The sequence below is a fragment of the Mucilaginibacter sp. GW821-FHT07H05 genome (assembly GCF_059418485.1).
This window is the reverse complement of the sequence record NZ_JBWKPY010000003.1, coordinates 45,569-71,890: the sequence shown is the minus strand read 5'-3', so window position 1 is coordinate 71,890 and position 26,322 is coordinate 45,569. Positions and strand designations below refer to the sequence as shown.

24 protein-coding genes are annotated in these 26,322 nt (G+C 42.8%); 13 read left to right on the top strand and 11 right to left on the bottom strand.

The genetic code is table 11. The features are described from left to right. Entirely contained in the window at nt 1-3,276 is a 3,276-nt protein-coding gene (locus AC07M6_RS08140) for a SusC/RagA family TonB-linked outer membrane protein (RefSeq protein ID WP_494888507.1), read from the bottom strand. 288 nt (nt 3,277-3,564) lie between these two features. Here AC07M6_RS08140 and AC07M6_RS08135 point away from each other — a divergent pair, with 288 nt between their 5' ends. Then, a complete protein-coding gene (locus AC07M6_RS08135) occupies nt 3,565-4,614 on the top strand; it encodes a LacI family DNA-binding transcriptional regulator (protein ID WP_494888506.1) in 1,050 nt (349 codons plus the stop codon). A gap of 192 nt (nt 4,615-4,806) precedes the next feature. After that, the gene (locus AC07M6_RS08130; RefSeq protein WP_494888505.1) at nt 4,807-6,300 is read left to right on the top strand and encodes a malate:quinone oxidoreductase; all 1,494 of its coding nucleotides are present in this window, start codon (nt 4,807-4,809) and stop codon (nt 6,298-6,300) included. A gap of 10 nt (nt 6,301-6,310) precedes the next feature. Here AC07M6_RS08130 and AC07M6_RS08125 read toward each other — a convergent pair whose 3' ends face one another. Further along, entirely contained in the window at nt 6,311-7,279 is a 969-nt protein-coding gene (locus AC07M6_RS08125; RefSeq protein WP_494888504.1) for a TonB family protein, read from the bottom strand. A gap of 19 nt (nt 7,280-7,298) precedes the next feature. Next, nucleotides 7,299-8,276, bottom strand: coding sequence for a TonB family protein (locus AC07M6_RS08120; RefSeq protein WP_494888503.1), 978 nt, complete (start codon nt 8,274-8,276; stop codon nt 7,299-7,301). Nucleotides 8,277-8,399: 123 nt separating this feature from the next. On the opposite strand from AC07M6_RS08120, the gene AC07M6_RS08115 reads away from it, so the two are divergent. The 3 genes from AC07M6_RS08115 (at nt 8,400) to AC07M6_RS08105 (ending at nt 10,120) form a co-directional block, all read left to right on the top strand. After that, nucleotides 8,400-8,957, top strand: coding sequence for a C40 family peptidase (locus tag AC07M6_RS08115; RefSeq protein ID WP_494888502.1), 558 nt, complete (start codon nt 8,400-8,402; stop codon nt 8,955-8,957). Nucleotides 8,958-9,029: 72 nt separating this feature from the next. Next, on the top strand, nt 9,030-9,500 hold the full coding sequence (locus tag AC07M6_RS08110) for a TlpA disulfide reductase family protein (protein ID WP_494888501.1): 471 nt from the start codon (nt 9,030-9,032) through the stop codon (nt 9,498-9,500). An 8-nt stretch (nt 9,501-9,508) separates the two neighbouring features. Then, nucleotides 9,509-10,120, top strand: coding sequence for a thioredoxin family protein (locus tag AC07M6_RS08105; protein WP_494888500.1), 612 nt, complete (start codon nt 9,509-9,511; stop codon nt 10,118-10,120). Nucleotides 10,121-10,202: 82 nt separating this feature from the next. On the opposite strand, the gene AC07M6_RS08100 is transcribed toward AC07M6_RS08105, so the two are convergent. Both AC07M6_RS08100 and AC07M6_RS08095 read right to left on the bottom strand, forming a co-directional pair. Continuing rightward, nucleotides 10,203-11,426, bottom strand: coding sequence for a multidrug effflux MFS transporter (locus AC07M6_RS08100; protein WP_494888499.1), 1,224 nt, complete (start codon nt 11,424-11,426; stop codon nt 10,203-10,205). Between the two features lie 274 nt (nt 11,427-11,700). Continuing rightward, nucleotides 11,701-11,910, bottom strand: coding sequence for a hypothetical protein (locus AC07M6_RS08095; RefSeq protein WP_494888498.1), 210 nt, complete (start codon nt 11,908-11,910; stop codon nt 11,701-11,703). Nucleotides 11,911-12,268: 358 nt separating this feature from the next. On the opposite strand from AC07M6_RS08095, the gene AC07M6_RS08090 reads away from it, so the two are divergent. The 4 genes from AC07M6_RS08090 (at nt 12,269) to AC07M6_RS08075 (ending at nt 15,836) form a co-directional block, all read left to right on the top strand. Beyond that, complete coding sequence (locus AC07M6_RS08090; protein WP_494888497.1) at nt 12,269-12,484, top strand: hypothetical protein; 216 nt, start codon at nt 12,269-12,271, stop codon at nt 12,482-12,484. Between the two features lie 142 nt (nt 12,485-12,626). Continuing rightward, nucleotides 12,627-13,811, top strand: coding sequence for a DUF418 domain-containing protein (locus AC07M6_RS08085; protein WP_494888496.1), 1,185 nt, complete (start codon nt 12,627-12,629; stop codon nt 13,809-13,811). Between the two features lie 120 nt (nt 13,812-13,931). Next, the gene (locus AC07M6_RS08080) at nt 13,932-14,954 is read left to right on the top strand and encodes an SDR family NAD(P)-dependent oxidoreductase (RefSeq protein WP_494888495.1); all 1,023 of its coding nucleotides are present in this window, start codon (nt 13,932-13,934) and stop codon (nt 14,952-14,954) included. 75 nt (nt 14,955-15,029) lie between these two features. Continuing rightward, complete coding sequence (locus tag AC07M6_RS08075; RefSeq protein ID WP_494888494.1) at nt 15,030-15,836, top strand: helix-turn-helix domain-containing protein; 807 nt, start codon at nt 15,030-15,032, stop codon at nt 15,834-15,836. Nucleotides 15,837-16,015: 179 nt separating this feature from the next. Here the strand turns inward: AC07M6_RS08075 and mutS are convergent, their stop codons facing one another. Next, nucleotides 16,016-18,625: a DNA mismatch repair protein MutS gene (gene mutS / locus AC07M6_RS08070; protein ID WP_494888493.1), complete on the bottom strand. Its 2,610-nt coding sequence runs from the start codon at nt 18,623-18,625 to the stop codon at nt 16,016-16,018. Nucleotides 18,626-18,813: 188 nt separating this feature from the next. Between mutS and AC07M6_RS08065 the strand changes: the two genes are divergently transcribed. Then, on the top strand, nt 18,814-19,344 hold the full coding sequence (locus tag AC07M6_RS08065; protein WP_494888492.1) for an NADPH-dependent FMN reductase: 531 nt from the start codon (nt 18,814-18,816) through the stop codon (nt 19,342-19,344). 9 nt (nt 19,345-19,353) lie between these two features. After that, a complete protein-coding gene (locus tag AC07M6_RS08060; RefSeq protein WP_494888491.1) occupies nt 19,354-19,569 on the top strand; it encodes a VF530 family protein in 216 nt (71 codons plus the stop codon). A 29-nt stretch (nt 19,570-19,598) separates the two neighbouring features. Here AC07M6_RS08060 and AC07M6_RS08055 read toward each other — a convergent pair whose 3' ends face one another. Both AC07M6_RS08055 and AC07M6_RS08050 read right to left on the bottom strand, forming a co-directional pair. Continuing rightward, nucleotides 19,599-20,087, bottom strand: coding sequence for a hypothetical protein (locus AC07M6_RS08055; protein WP_494888490.1), 489 nt, complete (start codon nt 20,085-20,087; stop codon nt 19,599-19,601). Between the two features lie 50 nt (nt 20,088-20,137). Continuing rightward, nucleotides 20,138-21,094 carry a hypothetical protein gene (locus AC07M6_RS08050; RefSeq protein WP_494888489.1) on the bottom strand — a complete coding sequence of 319 codons (957 nt, stop codon included), beginning with the start codon at nt 21,092-21,094 and terminating at the stop codon, nt 20,138-20,140. A gap of 231 nt (nt 21,095-21,325) precedes the next feature. On the opposite strand from AC07M6_RS08050, the gene htpG reads away from it, so the two are divergent. Next, the gene (htpG, locus tag AC07M6_RS08045) at nt 21,326-23,212 is read left to right on the top strand and encodes a molecular chaperone HtpG (RefSeq protein WP_494888488.1); all 1,887 of its coding nucleotides are present in this window, start codon (nt 21,326-21,328) and stop codon (nt 23,210-23,212) included. Between the two features lie 181 nt (nt 23,213-23,393). Continuing rightward, nucleotides 23,394-23,903: a DUF4251 domain-containing protein gene (locus AC07M6_RS08040; RefSeq protein ID WP_494888487.1), complete on the top strand. Its 510-nt coding sequence runs from the start codon at nt 23,394-23,396 to the stop codon at nt 23,901-23,903. Here the strand turns inward: AC07M6_RS08040 and AC07M6_RS08035 are convergent, their stop codons facing one another. From AC07M6_RS08035 to modA, 3 genes are read right to left on the bottom strand one after another with little or no spacing between them, the layout of a single operon-like run. Beyond that, entirely contained in the window at nt 23,904-24,524 is a 621-nt protein-coding gene (locus AC07M6_RS08035; protein ID WP_494888486.1) for an ATP-binding cassette domain-containing protein, read from the bottom strand. Continuing rightward, entirely contained in the window at nt 24,521-25,192 is a 672-nt protein-coding gene (gene modB / locus AC07M6_RS08030; protein WP_494888485.1) for a molybdate ABC transporter permease subunit, read from the bottom strand. The genes AC07M6_RS08035 and modB overlap by 4 nt, the downstream gene beginning before the upstream one ends. A gap of 6 nt (nt 25,193-25,198) precedes the next feature. Next, nucleotides 25,199-25,951 (bottom strand): molybdate ABC transporter substrate-binding protein, encoded by a 753-nt coding sequence (modA, locus tag AC07M6_RS08025; protein ID WP_494888484.1) that lies wholly within the window; start codon nt 25,949-25,951, stop codon nt 25,199-25,201. Nucleotides 25,952-26,322 lie beyond the last annotated feature (371 nt).

Sequence of the window (26,322 nt, the reverse complement as noted above, 5' to 3'; positions counted from 1 at the left end):
TTAAAATGTAACATTAAGACCTAAGAAATAGGTACGACTTTTAGGATAAGCGGAGTAATCAACATTTGGGGTTAATGGTGATGAGCGCCTTACGCTAACTTCCGGATCGTAACCTGAATAACCTGTAATGGTAGCTATATTGGTGCCTGTGGCGTATACACGCAAGTTAGCTATTTTTAATTTACTGGTTACACTTTTTGGCAGGCTGTAACCTACAGTTAGTGTATTTAATCTCAGGTATGAAGAGCTTTCAACAGCAAATGATTGTGGCTGATTATACTCAACACCAGTGCCGGGGTACCAGTATTTGGGGTCAGGGTTAATCGCATTCAATACATCGGGCGCTGCACCTACTACAACTGTACCAACTGTGGCCTGTGTACGTGCGCCGGTTGTTGGATTGGCATAGTGCCAGCGATCGTTAAAAATGGATAATAAGTTAGCTCCGTTTGAGTAACCGCTGGTGAACTCCATTTTGTTATCATTAAATACATTGCCACCATACGAGTAGTTCATGGTAACGCTCATATCAAAGTTACCGTAGGTAAAGCTTTGGTTTAAGCCGCCAATAAACTTAGGTAATGCATGGCCGATAACTACGTAGTCGCTCGCGTCAATTTTTAAATCACCATTCTGGTCAACAAACTTCATACTCCCCGGCTGGGCCAGCGTAAGGCTGGTTGGGATGCCAGCTTTTAAAGTATATTGCGTTGTTGCAAACGGAAGGGCAGCATTGCTATAAGCGGTTGTATTAAAATCGGATGTTTTGTAATAGCCATCGTTTACCAAGCCGTACATGGTACCAACCTGCTCGCCAACTTTAACTAAAAAGTCGGGGTTTGCGTTTGAGGCGCTAAACCAACCTGAGTTTTGGGTAAATGAGTTTACCTGGCCTAAGCTTTTAATAGTATTACGGTTAAATGAGATATTCCAGTTAGCATTCCATGTAAATTTCTTGCTCCTGATCACAGCTGCAGATATCTGGAACTCCAAACCTTTATTTTCGGTTGAACCTACGTTTTGAAATTGGTCGGTTTCACCGGTATTAGTCGGGATCTTATTGCTGATCAGCAGTTTGCTGGTTACATTATCATAAACATCGATAGATGCCTGGATACGGCCATTTAAAAAGCCCATATCAACACCCAAGTTTTTTGAAATTAACGTTTCCCATTGCAGCAGCGGGTTACCTAATAAAGTTGTTGGGCCCACGCCGCCAACCAGCACATCATTTAAATAATATGGCTTGCCGGTGGTTAACGTTTGCAGGTACGAGAATGGTGTGATACGGTTATTACCCGCGGTACCATAACTTACCCTTAGTTTTAACTCGGATAATAATTGCTGTTTCTTCATGAAACTTTCTTCGGTAACCTTCCAGGCAAATGAACCTGATGGGAAGTAACCCCATTTTTTTGCAGGGCCAAATATCGAACTGGCATCTGCACGAAAAGTACCCGATACGATGTATTTGTTATCCCAGGTAAAGTTAAGCCTCGAAAAAACAGAAAGATTATGCACAGGTACTTCAGATGAAGTAGGTGGCGGTTCGCTTGCACCCGCCGGGGCAGCTGCCAGGTTTAAGTTGGCAAATGCCTGCTCCTGTGTAATACCTGCCGGGAAATACCTTAATTCTAAATAACTGGCCTTGGCATTGGTTTGATAAGTTTCCTGGCCTACTAAAACGTTCAGCGCGCCTTTTGACTTAAGGAAAGCGCCATTATTATAACTAATCGTATTAGAATTATTAATAGTAACAGTTTGCCCGGTTGTTATACTTAACACAGGCATGGTATTATAAGCCCGCGCGTTTGAAGTAATCGTGTCATCAAAAGCCTTGTTCTGTGCATTGCTGACATCGTACGATATTAACGATTTGATAGACAGGTTTTTTACCACATTATAAGTAACGTTACCATTTAGGTTTAAAACGTTGGTTGCGTTTCTGCGGTAAATAGCTGGGATTAAGGCTAATGGATTAGTTAATGCCAAACCATTGCCCGGGTTTAGCGTAAGCGTTTGGAAAGCATCATAATCATCCAGATCCTTGCCGGGCTGTAAAAATGGGGTATAACGGACGATCTGGCGAAGGTTGTTTGAACCCGAACCACCAACATCCGATGTACCGGCGCCATTGATAACCCTGTTATTATAACGGGCGTTAAAGCCTATTTTAAATTTATTAGAAACGGTTTGATCTAAACGGAAGTTTAATACCTGCCTGTTAAAATCAGACCCGATTAAAATGCCCTGTTGCGCATCCTCGGTAAGGCTTAAATTATACTGCGTTTTATCGGTACCGCCGCTTAAACTTAAGTTATGTGTTTGCTGCACAGCTTTACGGCCAAACATCACTTGTTGCCAATCGACAAAGGGGACGTTACGATAGTTTTTAATGGTATCAAAGTTGCTGCCTAAGCGGGTAAACCTGGATAACGAAGCCGAGTCGCCGGTTAAACGGAAACGCTCGTACTGGTATTCAACAAAATCATACGGGTTCATTACCGATAATTTATTAGCCAGTTTTTGAATACCCGCGTTAGCATTATAAGTAACCGTGAATTTTCCGTTGGTATTTTTGCCGCCTTTGGTAGTAATTAATACTACACCATTTGAACCACGCGCACCATAAATTGCTGTTGATGCGGCATCCTTTAAAACGTCGATAGATGCGATATCCTGCGGTGCTAAAACATTTAAGGCGTTTTCAACCTGTACACCGTCAACAATAAATAATGGCGATCCGCTTTGGGTAATAGAGTTACGCCCGCGAATGTTAATATCAGCGTCTGAACCCGGCGCTCCTTGCGATACGGTGATCTGTACGCCCGCCAGTTTACCTTCCATAGCTTCAGCTAACGAGTTGCTGGGGTTATCTCTTAAGTCTTTAGCCCCTATTGAAGTTACTGAACCTGCCAGGTCGCCCCTTTTTACAGTACCGTAACCAATGGCTACAACTTCGCTCAATTGCTGTGCCTCTATAGTAAGCGTTGCAGATACACTTGTTTGCCCGGCAGGTACCGCTACCTCTATTGATTTATAACCAACAGACCGGATAACCAGCACAACTGTACCACTTGCCGGTACATTCATTTTAAAATTACCGCTCAGGTCGGTTTGTGTGCCGCCTGATGTTCCTTTGATCTGTACGGTAGCAGCCGGGATCGGATCCTTGCTCCCTTTCTCCGTTACCTGGCCGGTAATTTGCCGGGTTTGCGCCGATGCCGTTCCGCATAGAAACAGCAATAAGCATAATTGAAGTAAAAATTTATTCATAATTTAAATTGGTTTATAACATTAAGCTCTTGTAAAAATTTAATACATACCACAAACCAGCGCATGCGGGCAAACAGCATATAATTCTGGAAAAACTTTATTTGTTAATTATAAATTGGCTCTGTAATCGATTGTGCGTTATATTAATAGATTACAAGACAAGGTTAAGGACTCCTGCTAAATAAAAAAAGTTTATCGCTGATTAAATTCATGCAATCGTTCCCGGAAACGTTTGCATAAAATTTACGGACCGATATTTATGATTAAAATGCTACTTTAGCGGTACAAATGTTCGAATCGTATACTATAAAGGATATTGCTAAAGCGCTTGGATTATCTACATCCACCGTATCAAGGGCTTTAAATGGCAGTTATGAAATTGGCGCCGAAACCAAAAAACTGGTGCTGGAATATGCCGAAAAAATAAACTACCGCCCCAACCCTATCGCGTTAAGCTTAAAGGAGCAAAAAAGCCATTCCCTTGGCGTAGTAGTTGCCGAAGTGGCCAACAATTACTTTTCGCAGGCTATTAACGGTATCGAATCCATCGCCTACAACCGCGGTTATCACGTTATTATTACCCAAACACACGAAAGCTACGCGCGCGAAACGGCCAATGTGCAGCACCTGATCTCCAGGCATGTGGATGGCTTGCTGGTTTCCTTATCAGCCGAGACTACCGACCTGAGCCATTACCAGTATTTGCATGATAAGGGCTTCCCTATTGTGTTTTTCGACCGCGTAGCGCCCGGTATCGAGACCCACAAAGTAACCGTAGATAATTTTAAGGGGGCATTTGAGGCTACCGAACTGCTGATTGAAACCGGCTATACTAAAATTGCCCATTTAACCAATTCGTACAACCTGCTCATCAGCAAGGAGCGGCTAAATGGTTATAAAGCTGCATTAGAAAAACATGGCATCCAATTTAACCCCGAATACCTGAAACATTGTAATCATGGCGGCATGATACAGCACGAAGTGGAAGCAACGATACAGGAACTGCTGAACTTGAGCGATAAGCCCGAAGCCCTGTTTATTACCAGCGACAGGCTAACCACTAATTGCCTGTATATCCTTAAAAAACTGGGCTTACGTGTACCGGATGATATCGCTATTGCCGGTTTTACGAATAGCGACGTAGCCGAGTTATTTGATCCGCCGCTGACGGTGGTGCGCCAGCCGGCTTTCCAGATTGGGCAGATAGCGACAGAAATGCTGATCAATCTGATAGAAAGCAAAAGACCTGTTACCGAATTTGTGACCGAGACCCTGGAAACACAGTTAATTGCCCGCGCATCCATCCGCAAAGCAAACAAAGAGACGCCTGCACATTAAATTTTGTAAAATATAGGCTGGGATGAATGCAGGGCTTAGTGTTTTGACAATATCCAAATTGCCTTTACAAAAAAAATCCTTAAACTTGCCGATAATTCGCGGAATATGATCGCACGGCATTCGCCGGATGATTACCTTTGCTGAAACCGTAAAAATTGCACGCTAAATACGTGTTACCACTATAATAATAAGATGAGTACTAGCGGCCTGAATACAGATGTTGACGTTGTTTTAATTGGTGCGGGCATTATGAGCGCCACCTTAGGGTTTATGCTGAAAGAATTGCAGCCCGACCTGAAGATTGAGCTTTTTGAAAGGCTTGATGTAATGGCTGCCGAAAGTAGCGACGCCATGAATAACGCGGGTACCGGGCACTCGGCTTTTTGCGAACTGAATTATACCCCCCAATTGCCCGACGGTTCTGTTGACATCAGCAAGGCCATTAAAATTGCCGACCAGTTTGAAATTTCCAAACAGTTGTGGGCATATTTAATTGATAAACAATATATTAAAGATCCTAAAACCTTTATTACCACCGTTCCGCACATTAGTTTTGTTTGGGGAGATGATAATGTATCTTACCTTAAAAAACGGTACGAAGCATTAAGTAAAAACCACTTTTTTAGTGGCATGGAGTATTCGGAAGACCCGGCAGTATTGAACAAATGGATGCCGTTGGTAATGCAGGGCCGTGATGCAAACGAAAAGGTATCGGCCAATAAAATGGATATCGGCACCGATGTAAACTTTGGCGCGCTGACTAAAGACCTGATCAACATAGCGAAAGCTAACTCTGGTTATAATGTCCATCTTAATCATGATGTAACCGATATTAAACGTACAAAAAACGGAGGCTGGCGGGTAACCGTAAAGGATAAAACAAGCGGCAACAAGCGTAAACTGAACGCCAAATTTGTATTTGTCGGCGCCGGCGGCGGCGCTTTGCCCCTGCTGCAAAAATCGGGTATACCCGAAAGTAAGGGCTTCGGCGGTTTCCCGGTAAGCGGGCAATGGCTGGTTTGCAACAACCCCGATATTATTAAACAGCACCAGGCCAAGGTTTACGGCAAAGCATCGGTTGGTTCGCCGCCTATGTCGGTTCCGCATTTGGATACACGTATTATTAATGGCAAGCGTTCGCTATTATTCGGGCCATACGCGGGCTTCAGCACCCGTTTCCTGAAACAAGGCTCACTTTGGGATTTATTTGGCTCTATTAAACTGAACAATATCCGCGCGCTGATGGCTGCCGGCATCGATAATATTCCGCTTACCCGTTACCTCATCAGCCAGGTAATGCAATCGCCTGACGATCGCCTGAATGCTTTACGCGATTATTACCCTAACGCCAATAAAGCAGACTGGCACCTGGAAATAGCCGGTCAGCGTGTACAGGTGATTAAGAAAGACGCCAAACGCGGCGGCGTGTTAGAGTTTGGCACCGAAGTAGTTACCGCCGCCGATGGCAGCATTGCCGCGCTGTTGGGCGCATCGCCGGGTGCCTCAACCTCCGTCCCTATCATGATCCAGCTCATCGAGCGTTGCTTTAAAGCACAGGCTAAAACGCCCGAATGGCAGTCTAAACTTAAAGAAATGATCCCATCGTACGGGGAATCTTTAGCTAAGGATGCTGCGCTAAGTAATGAAACGCGGGATAGGACAAGTAAGGCGTTGGGGCTGGTGTAGGTTAATTAGATCACCTACCTATCCCAATACTGAACTGAGTGATATTGTTAATAGGTATACCATAGTTTTTAGCAGGGATCCATTGTTGATCCGCTTGTTTAAAAAGGGTTAAAACCTGCTCATCAATTCCATAGCCCAGTCCTTTTACAATTTCTATATCTGAAACTGAACCATCAGTTTTAACCATAAAACTTAATTGTACGGTTCCCCTTATATTATTTTTTTTAGCTTCTTTGGGTATAAGCACTTTATTCCTGATATATTCGTACAAAGCCATATAGTCCCCCTTATAGCGTGCCATTTCATTAACAGAAGTAAACGGATATCCATTTCCCTTGTCATCATAACCAATACCCGATTGGATATCTCCGTTGTGATAGAAGAAAGTGCATTTCAATGTGTCGTTTCTTGTCCTATGCCATTCACCTTCCTGGGTCCCATTTTCAATTGGTCCTCTATCTACATATAATAGTGGAGCCCCGTAATATTCTATTCCTTTTCCTTTTCCGTTTTTAGCTAAAACAACTCCTGCGGAGTCTCTATACTCTTCTATGTATAGCCTTTTTCCTACTTCAAATTTTCCAATTATTTTTATACTTCCATTAATGTGATAATTGGTAAATGCACCAATAAATACATTGTCTTTAAAATTGCCTATGAACGTCCTTTTACCCTCAATATTATACCATATACATGATCCTTGAAAAACAGAGCCATCATCCTTACTCGATTTTGTAACTAACCTTGTTTTTCCATTTGCGTAGAAATCATGAACGGTATAATACTTTTCAGGTTTTTGAGGTTTAATCACCATACGGATAATCTCTGCTCCTTCTTTACTATTCAGATATTGCAAATTATTATCGAGATAATATACCAAGGTATCGGTTTGGGCGTGTGATGTTAATGATATAAACAAGCATAGTGCAAATGCTGCTGCTTTTAATTTCATCATACTATAAGTTATACTTTTTGCCATGGCTTATATTAATGAATGTTTATTGGGGTTTGAGTTTAAACGCGCTGTGTGATGTTGTTAATCCAAAATTCACAGGCAAAGTCAATTGTTTTTGTATAGGCAGGCCATATTGCTTTGCTGGCTGCCACGACTTTGAAGTTAACATAATAACGCGTACCGCTTCCTCATCAAGCCCATATCCAAGCCCTTCAATTACTTTAACATTAGAAAGGGCGCCATTCTTTTCGATAGTAATTGATACGTGTACACTTCCTCTGATATTCGCTTTTTTAGCCTCATCTGTGTACTTAACTTTCCTTTGCATAAAGCTAAAAACACTTTCAGAATTTCCTTTATATCCTACAGATTCTTCAGCCTCCACAAAAGGGTGCTCAACACCAATACTATCATAACCAATACCAGACGTTGCAACTCCCCGGTTATAATATAAAGCATACCATAATGACATACCCCGGAAATAAATCCATTTGCCAGTTTTTATACCTTTTTCTACACGCCCCCTACTTATAATATTTTTATAAGCATCATCATACTCCAATGTTTCCCCATTGCCATCAGTAGCTAAAACATTTCCGATTGAATCTCTGCACTGATTAACAATGAGCATGCCCATGTTATTAAAACTACCTGAAATATATAGTTTCCCATTAGGGTAATATGCCGTTAACTGGCCAATAAGGGCATCATCTTTAAAAAACTCATCTCCTTTTTTGTTTCCATTCTCGTAAAACTCTACAGTATAACCTTGTAATACCGAACCATCAGGTTTACTTGCATGACTAATGAGTTTATTTTTTCCGCTGGGATAAAAATCATAAACTGAATACAGTGAATCCCCTCCTCTTGGCCTTACAATCTTGCGCACAATATCTGCAGAATCCTTACTGTTAATATACCGGCCACTTTTGGTTAAGTAGACAAATAAGGTGTCTTTTTGCGCATTACTGTCAAAATATATAAAGCACAACAGTAATAAAAAGTAATATTTCTTTGGCATTAATATGATATAAGGTCAGATAATCAATCCTAATATACAAATCTATGATATAATTAACAGGTATTGTTAATATGTTAAAAACATCCCCCTACACCCATCCCCTCCTTCCATTATTTTTATGGCATGAAGCTACGCGTATTCCTCTTGTTGTTATCTGCCGCTACTATTATATCCGCCTGCCACTCTAAAAAAGCCGTATTAAAAGGCTCACCCGGCGATGTGGTGAAACCACAAGGTTTTATTGCCGACAAGTATGCAGTGATGATGAATGTAGATAAAGGCGATATCCAAAACGGCCGGCTTTATGCTTTTATTGATCAGTGGATGGGTGTCCCTTACAAATTTGGCGGGCAGGATAAGGATGGTGTAGATTGCTCGGGCCTGGTGCAATTGTTGGAGCAGGAGGTGTATAATGTGAATATCCCCCGCATGACCAGTCAGCAGGTAAACGCCATTAAGCGCAAATACGAGGACGAGCTGCAGGAAGGCGACCTTGTATTTTTTGATTTCGATGGAAAAAAATTCAGTCACGTTGGTGTATACCTCCAAAACGGCTATGTGGTACATGCCAGCAGCAAGCGCGGGGTTATTGTAGTGAGGCTGAAAGATCCGTCGTTATATAAGTACTTCTCCAGGGCGGGCTCGGTTATAGCTACGGTGAGTTCGCAAATTGCACCTTAACCCCTTTAGGGTGATACACTTTTCGGAAATTTAGCGTTAAATTTGAATAGGCCCTGCTAAAGGCTTGATTTTATGCGCACTATCCTTTCAGTATGCTTAATATTGATGATGACCAACGGTTTTGCCCAGGTAAAAACCATGGATATGCAGCAGCTGCAAAAACGTTTAAACAATAGGGATACCGTATATGTTGTTAATTTTTGGGCAACCTGGTGCGGCCCCTGTGTAGCCGAGTTACCCAACTTTGAAAAGCTGCAAAAAACCTATCAAAACCAACCCCTGAAAGTACTGTTGATCAGCATGGATTTTCCGTCGAAGCTAAAAGCAGAGGTGATCCCCTTTATTAAAAAACACCGGTATACTGCCGAAGCCTGCCTGGCCAGCCGCAAAAACGACCAGGAATGGATTGATGCCATAGATAAAAATTGGAGCGGCGCGCTGCCGGCTACGTTGATAGTGAACGCTAAAAGAGGAATTAAGCATTTTTACGAAAAGGAATTTACTTACGCCGAACTAAACAAATTATATCAAACCAATAAATAATAGCAAACATGAAAAAGTTAATTGCATTATTGCTGATAGCTGCTGCGGGAGTAGCTTTCAGGACGGCCGACAACGGCTACAAGGTGGGTGATGTGGCAACCGATTTTAAACTAAAAAATGTGGACGGCAAAATGGTATCATTATCGGGTTATAAGGATGCCAAAGGATTTATTGTGGTTTTTACCTGCAACCATTGCCCCTACGCACAGGCCTACGAGGCCCGCATTAAGGAACTGGATAAAATGTATGCCGGTAAAGGTTATCCGGTAATCGCCATCAGCCCTACTGACCCGGCTGTGGAACCGCGTGACTCGTACACCAATATGCAAAAACGTGCTGCCGAAAAGCAGTATACTTTCCCCTATGTAATAGATGAAACCCAGGATATTACTATGGCTTACGGCGCCATGGCAACGCCAACTGTGTACATCCTTCAAAAAACAGCAAAGGGGAATGTGGTGAAATATATCGGCGCTATTGATGATGACACTGAAGGCAGCAATGCCAACCGTACGCCATATGTACAAAACGCGGTTAACGCTTTGCTTACCGGTACCGAACCAGGCCTGACAAAAACTAAGGCTATTGGCTGTGGTATAAAATTAAAGAAGGGTGCCTGATTCAAGATTTATATCATCAGCAATGACAATTTAGAAAGTTGTTTATAAACAGAAAAGCCGCACAAAATGCGGCTTTTCTGTTTTAGTGACCGGCAACAACACCCCCGCTGGAGCTTACCGCCTTTTTAATATTCCTGCGCGCGATAAAATAGACCGAGCAAGCTAAAAACCCTGACACGCACATTACCGCGGAAAGCGGTATCATATTTACCACGTTGAACGAACTCATACCGATAGTAGCCACCGACCCTAAGCCTAACTGGGTGGCACCTAATAAAGATGAGGCTGTCCCCGCGTTTTTTGAGAATGGCGCGATTGACAAAGCTGATGCGTTAGGACTGATCAACCCGATACAGCATAGCTGCAAAAATATCATGGCAATAACAGCGGGTAAACCCAGCCAGTTGCCGGCCGCCCCAATTAAAAACAGAGTGGCAAAAATAAACTGGCTCACAAATGCCACCGGGACGATCTGCTCACTGCTGAATTTTTTCAGCAGCACACTGTTGAGCTGGCTGAAGCCGATAAAACCAATTGAAAGACCAGCGAATATCAAACCAAAATCTTTAGCGTTTAAATGATATATCTTCATAAACACTACCGGTGCGCCCGATACATAGGTGAACAGGCCCGCAAAGGATATTGCGCCCGAAAAAGCGTAGGTGTAAAACTGCGGTTCTTTTAAAACATCCCAAAAACCCATCACAATAGGCAATGGCTTAAGGGAAAGGTCTTTATCGGGGACGTAATTACTGGGCAATGCAAATATTATAGTCACAGTGATCAACGTTGCTATAACAGCCAGTATCAGGAATATGATGCGCCAGCTAAACGCGTCGGTTACAAAACCGCCAATGGTTGGCGCCAGCATAGGCGATGCGCCAAGCACCAGTATTAACAGGGAAAACACTTTAGCGTTCTCGTTAACCGGGAACAAATCGCGCACCATGGCTACCGATGCTACACCCGCGGCACAACCGCCTACGGCCTGTACAAACCGTAAACCAATTAACATATCTATACTTTGTGCCGATAAACAACCAAACGAAGCCAGTATATATACCGATAAACCAATATATAAAGGTTTTTTACGCCCATACTTGTCCAGCAGGGGGCCGTATAACAATTGCCCTGCCGCCAGGCCGATAAAATAACTGGAGAGCGACAGGCCCACCTGCTCAACCGTGGTATGCATGGCACCTGCTATCTGGGCAAAGGCCGGCAGGTACATATCAATGCTAAAAGGGCTAAGCGCTGTAAGCGAGCCCAGGATAAGGACAAGGAAAAAATACCGCTGTTTTGTCATAAAGGTGATGTGCTGCAAAGATAACTTTGTGCAGCTTACAATTAAATTTGAATGTCTTTAATTGCACAGATTTGATTTTAGGGTGTTTTCACGGAGTAAAATACGTGGTTTACGTATTTTATTGTTCCCCGCCTTACCTTAAATTTGTATCAAGCATTTACAATATGGATATCAAACTAAATATTATGATCAAGTTATTTATCGGTTTTTGTCTGATTAGCCTTTGTTTATTAGCGTTAGCTAACTACGCCTGAATTGGGGTTATAGTTTAATGCTACCGTAAAAACCAATGGATGTAGCCACAACTGCTGCAAACAAAACATGTGGCTGTTTTATCAGTCCACTCCAGGTTTAAAAAAGTAGTTGTTGGGGTATGTAATTGTTCATTACGGGTGTGGAAGGTGGTATGAGCACAAAACTGGCACGACAGCTTTTTGCCGTCAATCTCATAGCTCTTAGGTTCATCCGCGCTAAAAAATCCCATAAATTTTTGGTTTAAATGTGTTTATAAAATATATAAATACTGCTTAAATAAGCTTTACTGAAAATTAAGACTATCCAATTATGCAACTGTTACACACATAAACTTTTAATTTACGCTATAAAAACCCAATTAAATGCCCTTTAAACACCCTTGTTTTTTTACACATAATGGTGAATATATGCCAGTTACAATGTAAAGTGTGTATTAACTTAAAAATGTGGATAAGTATTGTACTTAACTAAACGCTAATTTCTTTTCAATATGTTATTATTGTGGCTGTTTACAGCCAATTATAAATCGCTTATAAACAAAATCACCTATAAATCGGTTAACACTTAAAAACTAAACAAATTATTCAATGGCAACAGCAGCATCAGGCGGCATTACCGCTTATTCAGTAAAAACCAAAACTAAAAATGTTCCAATGATTGATCCTGTTATCGATGTGAAATCAGGACGCTACATTGCAACCGGTATGGACGCAGCAGGCAACAAAATGGCCGCCATCTTAGGCAAAGCTTCTGCTGAGGCACATATTGCAGCAGGTAACGCTAAAAAAGGTTCAGGCTGGTAGTCGGCTTTTTTTACTTTAATGTTTAAAACCCGTTTATGGTTAATCCGTAAACGGGTTTCTTATTTTATAGTACCGGCTTTGTAACGTTTTGATTTTGAATAATTAATAGTAGCTTTAATCATCACAATTTAACTTTTACTTAATGACAGCCGAACAAATACAACCTATAGCCCCATCAAAACGTACTGCCATTATAGATATGCTGCGTGGCTGGGCACTGCTGGGCGTTTGCCTGATGAATTATGTTGATTACCATGATGTAGGCTGGACAGCACCTAAAAATTATACGCCCGATACACTTACCACAGTTTTACAATACACAGGCTGGATAGTTTTTGCGGCAAAATCATGGACCATGTTAAGCATGCTGTTTGGTTATGGCTTCGCGGTGCTGATTCGCAATATTGCCGATAAGGGGTACAACCCGGTAAAGTTTTTCACGGTGCGGATGTTTTGGTTATTTGTAATAGCCTTTGTAAACTGCTGCTTTTGGTGGGGCGATATTTTAAAGGATTATGCCTTTATGGGTTTAGTGATGATGCTGTTTTATAAAATAAAACCTAAACCGGCCTTTGTTATTTTTATTGTTTTATTTTTAACACTTCCGGCTTTAACGCCATGGGTTTATAAAATTAAAAGTGATGGCGAAAAACATTTTAGCCAACTGATACCCCTTTATCATAGCAAAAACTTTTTTGATAATGTAAAATTTAACCTGCTGGGTACATGGTACCGCGAAATGATATCGCCCGGATATCTTTACATGGTGCACCTGGTGCAATTAATGTGTTTTATGTTGGGTTTCGCCGCGCAACGCATTAACTTTTTCGAAAACCTGCCTGATAATAAGAAATGGGTAAAAAGGATTTTTTGGTGTACGCTTATCGGCTTTATTTTATTATCGGCGTTTTTCCCTATTGCCCAAAAAATGAAATGGAGTTTTTACAAATACTATAATATCCGTTACCAGTACATTATTATTACCATGGTGTGTATTGCATCGGCGCTATGCTGGCTGTACATCAGCAATAAACTGAAGGCATTTTTCCGCGCGATGGAGAATATCGGCCGGATGACACTGACCAATTACATGGTGCAAAACATTATCGCTTTCTTTGTTTTCGGCGGTGTTGGCCTGCACCTCAGCAGTACTATGCCATATTGGTTTTATTTGGCCCTGGCATTAGCTATTTATATAGTTCAAGTGTTCTTTAGCAAATGGTGGCTATCGCGCTATAACTACGGTTTGGTAGAATGGATTTGGCGGCAATTGAGTTATGGCAAGCGTTTGCCCTTGCAAAAGTTAAAAGTTGAAGAAAAGGTTTAATACCCCCGGCCGATTATTAATCAATTATAAATTGACGTTTTAAACAAAGTTTTTTGACGTTTTAAACAAAACGCCCGGCTTACATTGCCGCTACTTTTGTGGTATTAAAAAATAAATATCATGAAAGTAAACGATAATTATAATGGGGTTTTACAAAAACCCATTCAATCAGGCTTCGGCCCCGCATCTACTGTAAGCGATGTTATTACAGGGATTGACCTTACCGGCAAAACGGCTATTGTTACCGGCGGATATGCTGGCATCGGCCTTGAAACGGTGAAAACTTTGGCTGCTGCAGGCGCAAGAGTAATAGTGCCTGCCCGTAATACGCACAAGGCAACATCTAACTTAATGGGCATAAATAATATCACTATTATGCCAATGGAATTAACCGACCCGGGATCTATCAACACCTTTGCCGATGAATTCCTGTCAAATAACAGCCGGTTAGATATCCTTATTAATAATGCCGGCATTATGTGGGTACCGCTTGAGCGTGATGCACGTGGTTTCGAATCGCAGCTTGCCACCAATCATTTAGGGCATTTTCAGCTTACGGCCAGGCTTTGGCCGGCTTTAAAAGCAAGTGGCGATGCCCGGGTGGTCAACCTATCATCATACGGCCACCAAATTGCCCCTTTTAACTTTGATGATCCAAATTTCATAAACCGGGATTACGAAACTTTGCAGGCTTATGGCCAATCAAAAACAGCCAACAACCTGTTTACGGTAGAGCTTGACCATCGCGGGAAAACTTCCAACGTGCGGGCATTTTCGGTACACCCGGGGGCGGTAATTGGTACAGATTTGGGGCGTGTTGCACCAGTGAACTTATTTATACAAATGGGTACGCATGATGAAGATGGCAACCTGAAGCCCGAAGTTGCCGCTAAACTTAAAAACGTGAAGCAGGGTGCAGCAACATCGGTTTGGTGCGCCACCAGCCAGCAACTTGATGGCATAGGCGGCGTATATTGCGAAAACGCCGACGTGGCCGAACTTAATGAGGGAAATATAGAACACCGTTATGATGATCCTTTATCGTTAAGGGGTGTGCAACCATACTCGTTAAATGCTGAGAATGCGCAACGATTGTGGGCGCTGACCGAGGAAATGCTGGGCATATCGTTCCCGGCTCAATAATGTGCTGTAAACAATAAAGCAAGCCGTGCCTTTAGGTTCAGCTTGCTTTATTTTTATAAATTTACCATTACTACTATGGAGTTTGAAACCCAATATATAAACCCCGATATAAAGCTTTCACTGTTTACAGGGAAGTGCTTTAAAACGGAGGTGATGTTTGAACATCATATCCTGGTTTGGTTTATCTCGGGCGAAACCAAAATTATCCAGGCCGATGCTATCTCTATATTTAAAGCCGGCGATATTTTCCTGATCCCGCGTAACCAGCTGGCTACTATAATTAATTACCCAAAATATGGCCTGCCGCATAAAGCCGTGGCTATGCACCTTACCAAGGAACGGTTGAAGGATTTTTATTCGAGGAATAAAGCTACGGGCAAATCAAAACCGCTGCAAAAGGTATACCATTTTAACAAACATCCGTTACTGGAAAGCTGCCTGGCATCGCTGATCCATTATTTTGACCTTGGCGAAAACCTGCCGCCGGCTATAGCCAATATCAAAATTGAGGAAGCGATTAGTATATTAAGATCAACAGACGCGAGTATAGATGGCGTATTATCCAATTTTGAAGAGCCCGGTAAAATAAACCTGTGCGATTTTATGGAGCGCAATTATATGTTTAACATGCCTTTAGACCGCTTTGGCTACCTTACCGGCCGCAGCCTGGCTACCTTCAGGCGTGATTTTAAAACCATTTATCACACCACGCCACAAAAATGGCTGACCGAAAAAAGGTTACAACTGGCACATTATCAAATCACCGAAAAACAGCGGAAGCCGACAGATGTATATATGGAAGTTGGTTTTGAGAACCTCTCCCATTTCTCGTACGCGTTTAAAAGTCATTTCGGTTATCCGCCAAATACTTTGCTTTTGTAGTGCAGAGGCAGAAAGTTTAAAGCGCAAAGCAAAAAGCTTTTTGTCCTCGCAGGGTCTCTCGGAGAGGACCCTGCGCACGGTTGCAAAACGGATATGCATTTCAGACCTACATCATCATGCAGGGGCCTCTTCGAGAGACCCTGCGAAGACAGAAACTCCCCCTTTAGGGGGCTGGGGGGTTAACTCTTTATCATCCGCTGTATCTCGTCCAGCTTCATCATGGCTTCTACTGGGGTCAGGGTGTTTACATCGAGGTTATTCAGCGTATCGCGGATCTTCACCAATATGGGGTCATCTATCGAGAACATTTGTAGTTGCAGGGCCTGCTTCTGCACCTTTTTCATGCTTTCTTTAATGCTCTCGCCGCCGGTACGCTCGTTCTCCAGCTTTTTTAGGATCTCGTTTGCGCGACTTAATACCTTGCCTGGCATACCGGCTAACTTGGCCACGTGGATACCAAAACTGTGCTCGCTGCCACCGGGCACCAGCTTACGCAGGAAAATGATCTGGTGGCCAACCTCTTTTACCGTTACATTAAAATTTTTAATCCGCGGGAAAGTATTACTTAGCTCGTTTAACTCGTGATAATGGGTGGCAAACAGCGTTTTGGCTTTATAGTTCGGATGATTGTGCAGGTATTCGGCAATGGCCCAGGCAATGGAGATGCCGTCGTAAGTAGAAGTACCGCGACCAATCTCATCCAGCAAGATCAGGCTCCTGTCGGATAAATTATTCAGGATGCTGGCCGTCTCGTTCATCTCCACCATAAAGGTTGATTCGCCCGACGATAAATTGTCAGATGCCCCTACCCTGGTGAAGATCTTGTCTACCAGGCCTATCGCGGCTTCTTTAGCAGGCACAAAGCAGCCCATCTGCGCCATCAGCACAATCAAACCTGTTTGTCTTAACAGGGCCGATTTACCCGCCATGTTGGGGCCGGTAATAATGATAATCTGCTGACTGTCAGAATCAAGGAAAACATCGTTGGTAATATAGCTTTCGCCCAAAGGCAAATTCTTCTCGATTACCGGGTGGCGGCCGCCCTTGATATCAATGATGCGGCTTTCGTTTATCTGTGGCTTAACGTAATAGTTTTTAATAGCGATATGCGCGAAGTTAAGCAGCACATCCAGCCGGGCTATCAGGTTGGCGTTTAACTGTATCGGCTTAATATATTCGGCCAGCGAGTAAAGCAGATCATTATACAGCTTAGTTTCCAGCGCCAGGATCTTTTCTTCAGCACCCAATATCTGGTCTTCGTATTCCTTCAGTTCGGGTGTGATGTAACGCTCGGCATTTACCAGCGTTTGCTTGCGGATCCATTCGGCAGGTACTTTATCCCTGTGACTATGCGTTACTTCCAGATAATAACCAAAAACATTATTGAAAGCCACTTTAAGCGATGGGATACCGGTCGATTCCGCCTCGCGCTTTTGAATTTCCAGCAAATAACCCTTACCACCAAAGGCAATCTTACGCAGGCGGTCTAACTCTTCGCTAATGCCATCGGCAATTACACTTCCCTTTACCAGCATTACCGGCGGCTCGGGATTCAGTTCGCGTTCTATCCTGTCGCTGATAAAGCTGCATGGGTTTAGCTGGCTGCCGATAGATTTTAGTGGCGCGCTTTCGGTCCCTTCGGCAATAGTCTTGATCTGCTCAATGGCTTTCAGGGCTTTTTTCAACTGGCAAACTTCGCGTGGGTTGGCGCGTTGCAGGCCTATTTTACTGATAAGCCTTTCCAAATCCCCTATCTGGCGGATATATTGCTGTAATTCCTCGCGCAGATCATCATTGGCTATCAAATATTCCACCACACCTAAACGGTCGTTTATCGGTTTAATCTCCTTCAATGGCATTACAATCCACCGGCGCAGCATCCTTGCCCCCATGGGCGAGCAGGTATGGTCAAGCACATCCACCAAAGTCATGGCGTTCTCGTTGTGCGAGCCGATCAGTTCCAGGTTACGGATGCTAAAACGGTCGAGCCACAGATGGCGGTCTTCCTCTAAGCGGCTGATAGACGAGATATGCTGCAGGTTGCGGTGTTCGGTCTCGTTCAGGTAATGCAGTGCCACACCGGCGGCTACAATGCCCAAATTCAGCTTATCAATACCAAAACCTTTTAACGATTTTACCTCGAAATGCTTTAGCAGGGTTTCCTGGGCATAATCGCCGCTATAAGGCCAATCGTCCAGCATGTAGGTATAAAAGCGGTCGCCGTACAACTCCTTAAAATCCTTATGGCGGCTTTTAGGATAAATAATCTCGCTGGGGTTAAAGCCCTGCAGCAGTTTGTCGATATAATCGCTATTGCCCTGGGCAGTCAGGAATTCACCGGTAGAGATATCTATCAGGGCTATGCCAATGGTATTCTTTTCGAAATGCAGCGAAGCCAGGTAGTTGTTACTTTTTTGCTGCAGGATATTATCGCTGATAGCTACCCCTGGCGTAACCAGTTCGGTAACGCCGCGCTTAACAATAGTTTTGGTGGTTTTAGGGTCTTCCAGCTGATCGCAGATGGCTACCCTTTGCCCTGCCCTTACCAGTTTAGGCAGATAGGTTTCCAGCGAATGGTGCGGGAAACCGGCTAACTCAATATATGTTGCCGATCCGTTAGCCCGGCGGGTGAGCACAATGCCCAAAATGCCGGATGCTTTAACGGCATCCTCGCCAAAAGTCTCGTAAAAATCGCCAACGCGGAACAGCAGCAAAGCACCGGGGTACTTCACCTTTATCTGGTTATACTGCTGCATTAACGGCGTTTCTTTGGTATCGGTCTTGGCCAAGCGTGCTCCTTTTATTTAACCCGTAAAGTTAATGGATTAGCGATGGATTAACGGGATTGTGGAAAAGTTAAGCAGATGTGGAAATTGCCCGAATTTCATGAGCTAAAAAATGATAATAGCAGGGAAAGAAGCATTAAAGTCAGGTATTGAATTTATAGTTTTGCTAAAAACATACACCAAACGCTACAATGCAACCTCAAACCATATTAGCTATTTCAGGCAGCCTGCGTAAGGGTTCATCCAATACTCAAATCTTAAAGCTAATAGGTGCCTGGGTACCCGGATATATTAATTATACTATTTATCATGATCTGGGCGCATTGCCTCATTTTAGTCCGCCTGGGGAGGATGAACCTTTCCCCCAACTTGTGATTAAGTTGCACCAGCAGCTTGATAAAGCCGATGCCGTGATCATCTGCACGCCAGAATACGCCTTCGGCCTGCCCGGTTCTTTAAAAAACCTGCTCGACTGGACAGTGGCTACCGGCAATTTTGTAGATAAGCCGGTGGCAGTTATTACCGCCTCATCATCGGGAAGCTACGCGCACGCATCGTTGCTGACCACGCTTGGCGCCTTATCGGCTAAAATAATTGAGGGCGGCACCTTGCTCATTCCATTTATCCGTGCAAAGATGGATAAAGATGGTAATATCACCGACGAAACAACCGAAAGAGAATTACGCGCGGTTTTTGGTAACCTGTTACAATCAATTACGTAAATTTGCCCCATGCCCGAACAACAAGCCAATAACCCGCTCCACGGCAAAACACTGGAAGCCATACTCACCCACCTGGTAGAAAAATATGGCTGGGCCGAACTGGGTTACCGTATCCGCATCAATTGTTTTTTGAGCGACCCCAGCATTAAATCGAGCCTTAAATTTTTACGGAAGACGGATTGGGCAAGGAAAAAGGTGGAAGAATTGTATTTGGAGAGTATATGAAAACCCACCGTCATTGCGTGGGGCTTTGCTTATTTTCCGCAATTAACCGGCACAAATCGAAATTTGCTTTTATAAAACTCAATCGGCGTTTTGTCATCAAAATACGTCCGGCCCAGATAGCTATAGATCCTCCCTTTACCCATAATCAGGGTATCGCTTTTATGCAATAATGCAATTGGATTGATATACTGTTCTTTACCATTTGTACCGCTTATAAAATGATAATCTGCAAATAGGGTATCCCCTCTAAATTCACCCGTAAAGTTACCTGTGGTCGGTTGGCGCGAGGCTATTACCGTGTCGGTATGATGATAATTAATAGCTAAATCCCCACTGATCTTGCCGTTTGTTGCCACATCAAAGCTTAAGCTGGCGCTATCCCCTTCAAATATGGCTGCATAGCAATGCTTACCGGGTTTGAAGTTGCTCATATTTATCTTAGTGGTGGCCTGTTGGCCCTGGTTACAGCTTACAAAGAATAAACCTGCAATGGCTAAAAGGTATAGTGCGTTTTTCACGATTTAAAACTAAATAATTAGTTTTAAATATCCAAGGGTCAACTTATATTTTAAGATGTAATTTCATTGACCTTTGAAGGCCCTAATGCTGGAATGCCACTATAGACGATTTCATCACAAATTCGATAATATGTTTCTAAACTGTGTTCTGAATAAAGTATTATTTTTTTATTTTTAAGATAATCCTGATATTTTTTGGATATTGCTTTTGAATCCAATAAATCGAAGTTTATGTTTTCGGGATTATATAAAAAATATTCAATGAAATTAGATGTTAATTCTTTATACATTCTATAGTTAGATTGAACTATTTCACTTTCTATATTTCGAGCGATAAAGAGATCGGTAAAACGATTAACAATAATACTCCGTTGCTGTATTGTTACTGACTCAAAGTTTTGTGTTGCTACCGAGAAATGCTTTCTTTCAATTTCTAATTTGTTTTCCAACTCATCAATTTTTTGTTCGATTCCTCGTTTTTCCTTTTCCAAAGACATAATTTGCGATTCATATTGATTATATGAATTACCTAAAAAGTTCTTTAGAAAAGGGGAGTAATTAAAATCATTAATAACACGTTGAGATGCAAGCATTTTTTCCTTTAATTTAATTTTAAAATCCTTTAGCACCGAACCATAAAACAAATTTTGGGGATATGTCAAATGCTCAATATTACCAATATCAAAAATGAATGGAGTTATGTCATCTTTAATTAATATTGTTGGTTTATCAAACGCTAATCTTAATCCCAACTCAAACATAACGTTGGGATTTTTAGAACTCACGTCACATATAATTATTGGATTACTAAAAATATTTTGAACAATTCGAGCATGAATAACACCAACATCGTTTGAATCGCTAACAAGGTTTGGTTTAAACCCTGTATCCGTAATAATTTCTTCAAGCATGGATCTAACATCTTCCCAGTGTGTTTCAGGATAATTTTCTGTTTTAGAAATCGGCATAATAATACCGCATCTTAGTTTATCTGGAGATTGTTCCATAATAAGTTTAAATTCCTAATTATAAAAATGGAAGTTTTGTGATATATTTAGTTTGATACCAAATATATTAAAATCCTGTCGTAGTCATAATAACACTATATAAAATGCTAATTTTAATTTTAGAAGCTTTCGACAACTCCCATCTGCCAATTTGACAACCCACCACCCTTTGGAACGGGCATTGATATACCGCCTGTATAAATTGTACAACCCAAATAAAACATTAATACTATGCAAGAAAAAGGCACCATTTCGATCCACACCGAAAACATCTTCCCTATCATTAAAAAATTCCTGTATTCTGATAACGAGATCTTTCTGCGCGAACTGGTATCAAACGCTGTAGACGCTACCCAAAAGGTAAAGCGCCTGGCTTCATTAGGCCAGTACAACGGCGAGCTAGGCACCCTGCAGGTGGAGGTTGCTTTTGACAAGGATGCCAAAACCATCACCATATCCGACAACGGTTTGGGCATGACGGCCGACGAGATCAAGAAGTACATCAACCAGATCGCCTTCTCGGGCGCTACCGAGTTTATGGAGAAATTTAAGGAAGCCAAAGATGCAAACGAGATCATCGGCCGCTTTGGTTTAGGTTTTTACTCGGCCTTTATGGTTGCCGACCAGGTAGAGATCCAAACACTGTCGTACCAGGAGGGCGCCGAGCCGGCTTACTGGACCTGCGATGGCAGTACCGAATTTGAGATTGGCGAAGGCACCCGTACTACACGCGGTACCGATATTATCCTGCATATTAATGCCGAAAGCGAAGAGTTTCTGGATAAATACAAGCTGCAGGGCATCCTGGATAAGTATGCTAAGTTTTTGCCTGTGCCTATTAAGTTTGGCACCACTACCGAGCAGGAGCCCGATGGCGAGGATGAGGAAGGTAAACCAAAAACCAAAGCGGTTGAGGTGGATAACATCATCAATACCACTAACCCTATCTGGACAAAACAGCCTTCGGAATTAAAGGACGAGGATTACCTGAACTTTTATAGAGAACTATACCCTTTCTCGGAAGATCCGCTGTTCTGGATCCACCTGAATGTGGATTATCCGTTTAACCTGACCGGCGTATTGTACTTCCCTAAGGTGAAGAACGATTTTGAGATAACCAAAAACAAGATCAAGCTGTTCTCGCGCCAGGTATTTATCACCGATGAAGTAAAAGATATCGTTCCTGAATTCCTGATGTTACTGCATGGGGTGATCGATTCGCCGGATATCCCGTTGAACGTATCGCGCAGTTTCCTGCAGGCCGATAGCAATGTGAAGAAGATCAACAGCTATATCACCAAAAAAGTAGCTGACAAGCTGGCTGATTTATTTAAAACCGACCGCACCGGCTACGAAGAAAAATGGAGCGATATCGGCCTGTTTGTAAAATATGGCATTATCAGCGAAGATAAATTTTATGATAAGGCCAAAGATTTTGTTTTGCTGACCAGCACCGAAGATAAAAAGAACTATACCCTTAACGAGTATAAAGAGAAGGTAACGGCAGAGCAAACCGATAAAGACGGTCAGCTGGTTTACATTTACACTAACGACCCGGCCAAGCAGGATGCCTTTATCCAATCGGCTAATAAAAAGGGTTATGATGTATTGCTGATGAACTCGCCGATTGATAACCATTTTATCAGTCACCTGGAGCAGAAATTAGAAAAAACATCGCTGAAACGCGTGGATGCCGATGTAGCCGATAAACTGATCAAAAAAGACGATGCCCCGGCACATATCCTGACTGAAGAACAAAGCGGACAGGTGAAAACCATTTTCGACAGCGCTATTAACAAACCTGCCTTTAAAGTAGAATTAGAAAGCCTGAACCCCGAAGAACTGCCTGTAACCGTAACCATGGACGAGTTTATGCGCCGCATGAAAGATATGGCGGCCATGGGCGGCGGTATGGGTTTTTACGGAAACATGCCCGATAATTACAAGGTAGTGGTTAACGGTAATCACAAGCTAATTACCCGCATATTGCAAACCGAAGACGCTACAGAGCAAAGCAGACTGGCTAAGCAGGCATTTGATTTGGCCTTGTTATCGCAAGGTTTATTAACCGGTGCCGAACTGACCGAGTTTGTGAACCGTAGTGTAAGTATGATATAAGAGCCCTCCCCAACCCTCCCTAAAGGGAGGGCTTTCAAAAAGCCACCTGTGTAAACCGGGTGGCTTTTTGTTTGTTTAAACTTTTACAGGTAAATTAGATCATATATATCTGAAAATATTTGTTTTCTGTTTATGGAAAACCGGGATCATATCCATCATACAATAAAAACAGATCATCATCATGAAAATATTAACTAAAACATTATTAGCGTTGATTATGGTAATAACCACCGCTTTTATGGGCCAGGCACAAAATACCAGGAAGGATAAAAATGCAGCTAAGGAGGCCGAGATGAAGAAAATACTGGAAAGTAAAAACTTCACCTTCACGGCGCAATCTGTAAGTCCGATGCGGGGCGGCACTATCAACTTAACTTCGGAGTATGATGTACGGGTGGTTCAGGATAGTATTATATCTTACCTGCCGTATTTTGGCCGTGCCTTTGTTGCGCCCATGAACCCTAACGAGGATGGTATGAAATTTACATCGACCAAGTTTAGTTATGTAAGTACGCCAAAAAAATTCGGGTATCAGATCGTTATCAAACCAACCGACACCAAGGATGTTAGACAAATGACCTTAACCGTATCGCTTAGTGGCTACGGCACACTGAACGTAAGCAATACCAACCGCGACCCGATATCGTTTTACGGTTACGTGGAGGAGAACAAAAAGCCGAAGCAGAAGTAATTAGCTTTCGATATATAATTCCCGCGTAGCTATCTCCGCCAATTCCTGCGGGTAATGGCTTACCATAATTACCGTGGTTTGCAACTCATCCCATAAGCTTTTCAGGCCGGCAATAAGTCCGGCCTTTGTTTTTTGATCCAGTGCCGAAAAGGGTTCATCCATCAACAGTACGGCCGGTTTATTGGCCATGGCCCTTAATATAGCCAAACGTTGCTGTTGCCCGCCGGAAAGATAGTCAGGCTTGCGATCGGCTAAGCCATCTAATCCACCCAGTTTCAGTAGCCGATTTATCCAGGGAATATCATTGGTAGCATACGCTAAATGCTGCCGAACGGTCATATTTGGAAACAAAGCGTAGTTTTGAAACACAAAGCCGGCTTTGCGTTTTTGGGGTGTTAAACTAATGCCCGTCGCGGTATCCAGCCAAAGTTGTCCGTCAACCATTACCTGTCCCTGTTCGGGCGTAGTTAATCCTGCAATGATCTTTAACAGGGTGGTTTTCCCTGCACCTGATGGACCGTGGATAACCGTAATACTGCCTTTATCTGCCTGTAATTTCACCTGCAAATTAGTTTGCCCATGCCCTGCCCTTAGCTTTTTATGGATATCGATAACTATCATTCCAGCGGACTTTTGGCTTTATGGCGGTTAAAAATAAATACAGCCGTTACCATAATAAAGGTGAACGCGAATAGCAGCAACGAGTAATTATTGGCGGTGCGGTAATCCATACTTTCAACCGAATCGTAAATAGCGATAGACGCTACTTTAGTTACGCCCGGGATATTACCGCCAATCATCAGCACCACGCCAAACTCGCCAAGGGTATGGGCAAACGTCATCACCATGGCAGTTAATACGGATGATTTGATATTAGGCAGTAAAACATGTGTAAAAGTTTCCCTTTCGGATTTACCGAGTGTGTATGATGCCTGTGCCAGCGAAGCCGGTAACTGCTGCAAGGCCGATTTAATAGGCCCAATCATAAACGGCAAACTATAAATCACCGAGGCTAAAATCAATCCCGGGAACGAAAAAACAAACTGTACATTAAAGGTATCGCGCAGCCAATGGCCTATCCCATGCTGCGGACTAAAGGCTATCAGTAAATAAAAACCTAATACCGATGGCGGCAGTACCAATGGCATGGTAATCAATGCCTCCAGTATCACCCTTAGCACCGACCGGCCCCTGCTTAACCAGTAGGCTAAGGGCAAACCGATCAGCAATAAAAGCAACGTAGTAATTGTTGCCAGTTTTACAGATAACCAGATTGGCGACCAGTCCATTAATGTTTAAGGTATGATATAACCATATTTTTTCAGGATATTCTTGGCGGATGTGGTGCTCATATAAGCATAGAATTTTTTAGCATCGGCCATATTAGCCGATTGCTTTAACACCACCATCCCCTGCTCTATCGGCGCATAAGTTTTACGATCGATGGCTTGCCAGTATAGCTTGGTAGTATTAGCCGGATCCATCACTAAAGATTGCGTAGTAAAGCCAACTGAAGCCACGCCAGTTGTAATATAAGTATTTACCTGCGATATGCTTTCGCCGTAAACCAGCTTTGGTTTTACTTTGTCCAGCAGGTTTAGTTTGGCCAGGCTTTCTTCGGCAGCGCGCCCGTAGGGCGCAATGGCGGAATTGGCAATAGCTATTTTTTCAACCTTATCGGATAAGATATATTGTGTCCAGTTTTTCAAATTAACGTTTTGTGTGGTGCAGATAATCAGGCTGCCTAAAGCGTAAACTGCGGGTTGCCCTTCCACAAAACCATCTTTTGCCAGTTTTTGAGGAAACTCCATATCGGCCGACAGAAATACATCGTAAGGCGCCCCATTGCTGATCTGCGCAACCAGTTTGCCAGATGAGCCTACAATAGGCTGGATAGTGATACCTGTCCGCTTTTTAAAATCATTACCCAATACTTTGATCACCGATTGCAGATTGGCGGCCACCGCTACTTTAATGGTTTGGGCAAATGTATTTATACTGATAAATAGTGTGCCGAGTATTAAGATCAGTGGTTTTTTGTAGTTCATTATTTGCATGCAGATATTGGAACTAAGGTAGGTTTAAAACAGGAGAATTAAAATAAGGTTGTCTTTTGTTTGTGCCCAGGCCACATGTGTTTTGAAGATGAGTGAAAGCGCGGATTGTGCGATTCCTTCCCACCGGGCTACTGTGTGTATACATCTTTTCTTATTTGTATACCCCGTCAGGGGTTCAAGGTTTGTAGCTATGAAACAAGTGTATTAACAACCCCGTCAGGGGTTTAAGGTTTGTTAAATGCCCGAAATAAAACCTTGCGCCCCTACGGGGAGCTGATAAGGGGGCATTTATCGCTACTACAAACCTTGAACCCCTGACGGGGTATGAATCGCGTTACGATTTGTGCATACACAGTAGCCCC

Coding starts and splice junctions, on each gene's coding strand:
- AC07M6_RS08135 (WP_494888506.1), top strand. CDS start 3,565: ATGTTCGAATCGTATACTATAAAGGATATTGCTAAAGCGCTTGGATTA.
- modB (WP_494888485.1), bottom strand. CDS start 25,192: ATGGACTGGTCGCCAATCTGGTTATCTGTAAAACTGGCAACAATTACT.
- AC07M6_RS08115 (WP_494888502.1), top strand. CDS start 8,400: ATGAAGCTACGCGTATTCCTCTTGTTGTTATCTGCCGCTACTATTATA.
- AC07M6_RS08130 (WP_494888505.1), top strand. CDS start 4,807: ATGAGTACTAGCGGCCTGAATACAGATGTTGACGTTGTTTTAATTGGT.
- AC07M6_RS08140 (WP_494888507.1), bottom strand. CDS start 3,276: ATGAATAAATTTTTACTTCAATTATGCTTATTGCTGTTTCTATGCGGA.
- AC07M6_RS08100 (WP_494888499.1), bottom strand. CDS start 11,426: ATGACAAAACAGCGGTATTTTTTCCTTGTCCTTATCCTGGGCTCGCTT.
- AC07M6_RS08120 (WP_494888503.1), bottom strand. CDS start 8,276: ATGCCAAAGAAATATTACTTTTTATTACTGTTGTGCTTTATATATTTT.
- AC07M6_RS08065 (WP_494888492.1), top strand. CDS start 18,814: ATGCAACCTCAAACCATATTAGCTATTTCAGGCAGCCTGCGTAAGGGT.
- htpG (WP_494888488.1), top strand. CDS start 21,326: ATGCAAGAAAAAGGCACCATTTCGATCCACACCGAAAACATCTTCCCT.
- AC07M6_RS08105 (WP_494888500.1), top strand. CDS start 9,509: ATGAAAAAGTTAATTGCATTATTGCTGATAGCTGCTGCGGGAGTAGCT.
- AC07M6_RS08035 (WP_494888486.1), bottom strand. CDS start 24,524: ATGATAGTTATCGATATCCATAAAAAGCTAAGGGCAGGGCATGGGCAA.
- AC07M6_RS08050 (WP_494888489.1), bottom strand. CDS start 21,094: ATGGAACAATCTCCAGATAAACTAAGATGCGGTATTATTATGCCGATT.
- AC07M6_RS08125 (WP_494888504.1), bottom strand. CDS start 7,279: ATGGCAAAAAGTATAACTTATAGTATGATGAAATTAAAAGCAGCAGCA.
- AC07M6_RS08080 (WP_494888495.1), top strand. CDS start 13,932: ATGAAAGTAAACGATAATTATAATGGGGTTTTACAAAAACCCATTCAA.
- AC07M6_RS08075 (WP_494888494.1), top strand. CDS start 15,030: ATGGAGTTTGAAACCCAATATATAAACCCCGATATAAAGCTTTCACTG.
- AC07M6_RS08095 (WP_494888498.1), bottom strand. CDS start 11,910: ATGGGATTTTTTAGCGCGGATGAACCTAAGAGCTATGAGATTGACGGC.
- AC07M6_RS08085 (WP_494888496.1), top strand. CDS start 12,627: ATGACAGCCGAACAAATACAACCTATAGCCCCATCAAAACGTACTGCC.
- AC07M6_RS08110 (WP_494888501.1), top strand. CDS start 9,030: ATGCGCACTATCCTTTCAGTATGCTTAATATTGATGATGACCAACGGT.
- AC07M6_RS08040 (WP_494888487.1), top strand. CDS start 23,394: ATGAAAATATTAACTAAAACATTATTAGCGTTGATTATGGTAATAACC.
- AC07M6_RS08090 (WP_494888497.1), top strand. CDS start 12,269: ATGGCAACAGCAGCATCAGGCGGCATTACCGCTTATTCAGTAAAAACC.
- AC07M6_RS08060 (WP_494888491.1), top strand. CDS start 19,354: ATGCCCGAACAACAAGCCAATAACCCGCTCCACGGCAAAACACTGGAA.
- modA (WP_494888484.1), bottom strand. CDS start 25,951: ATGAACTACAAAAAACCACTGATCTTAATACTCGGCACACTATTTATC.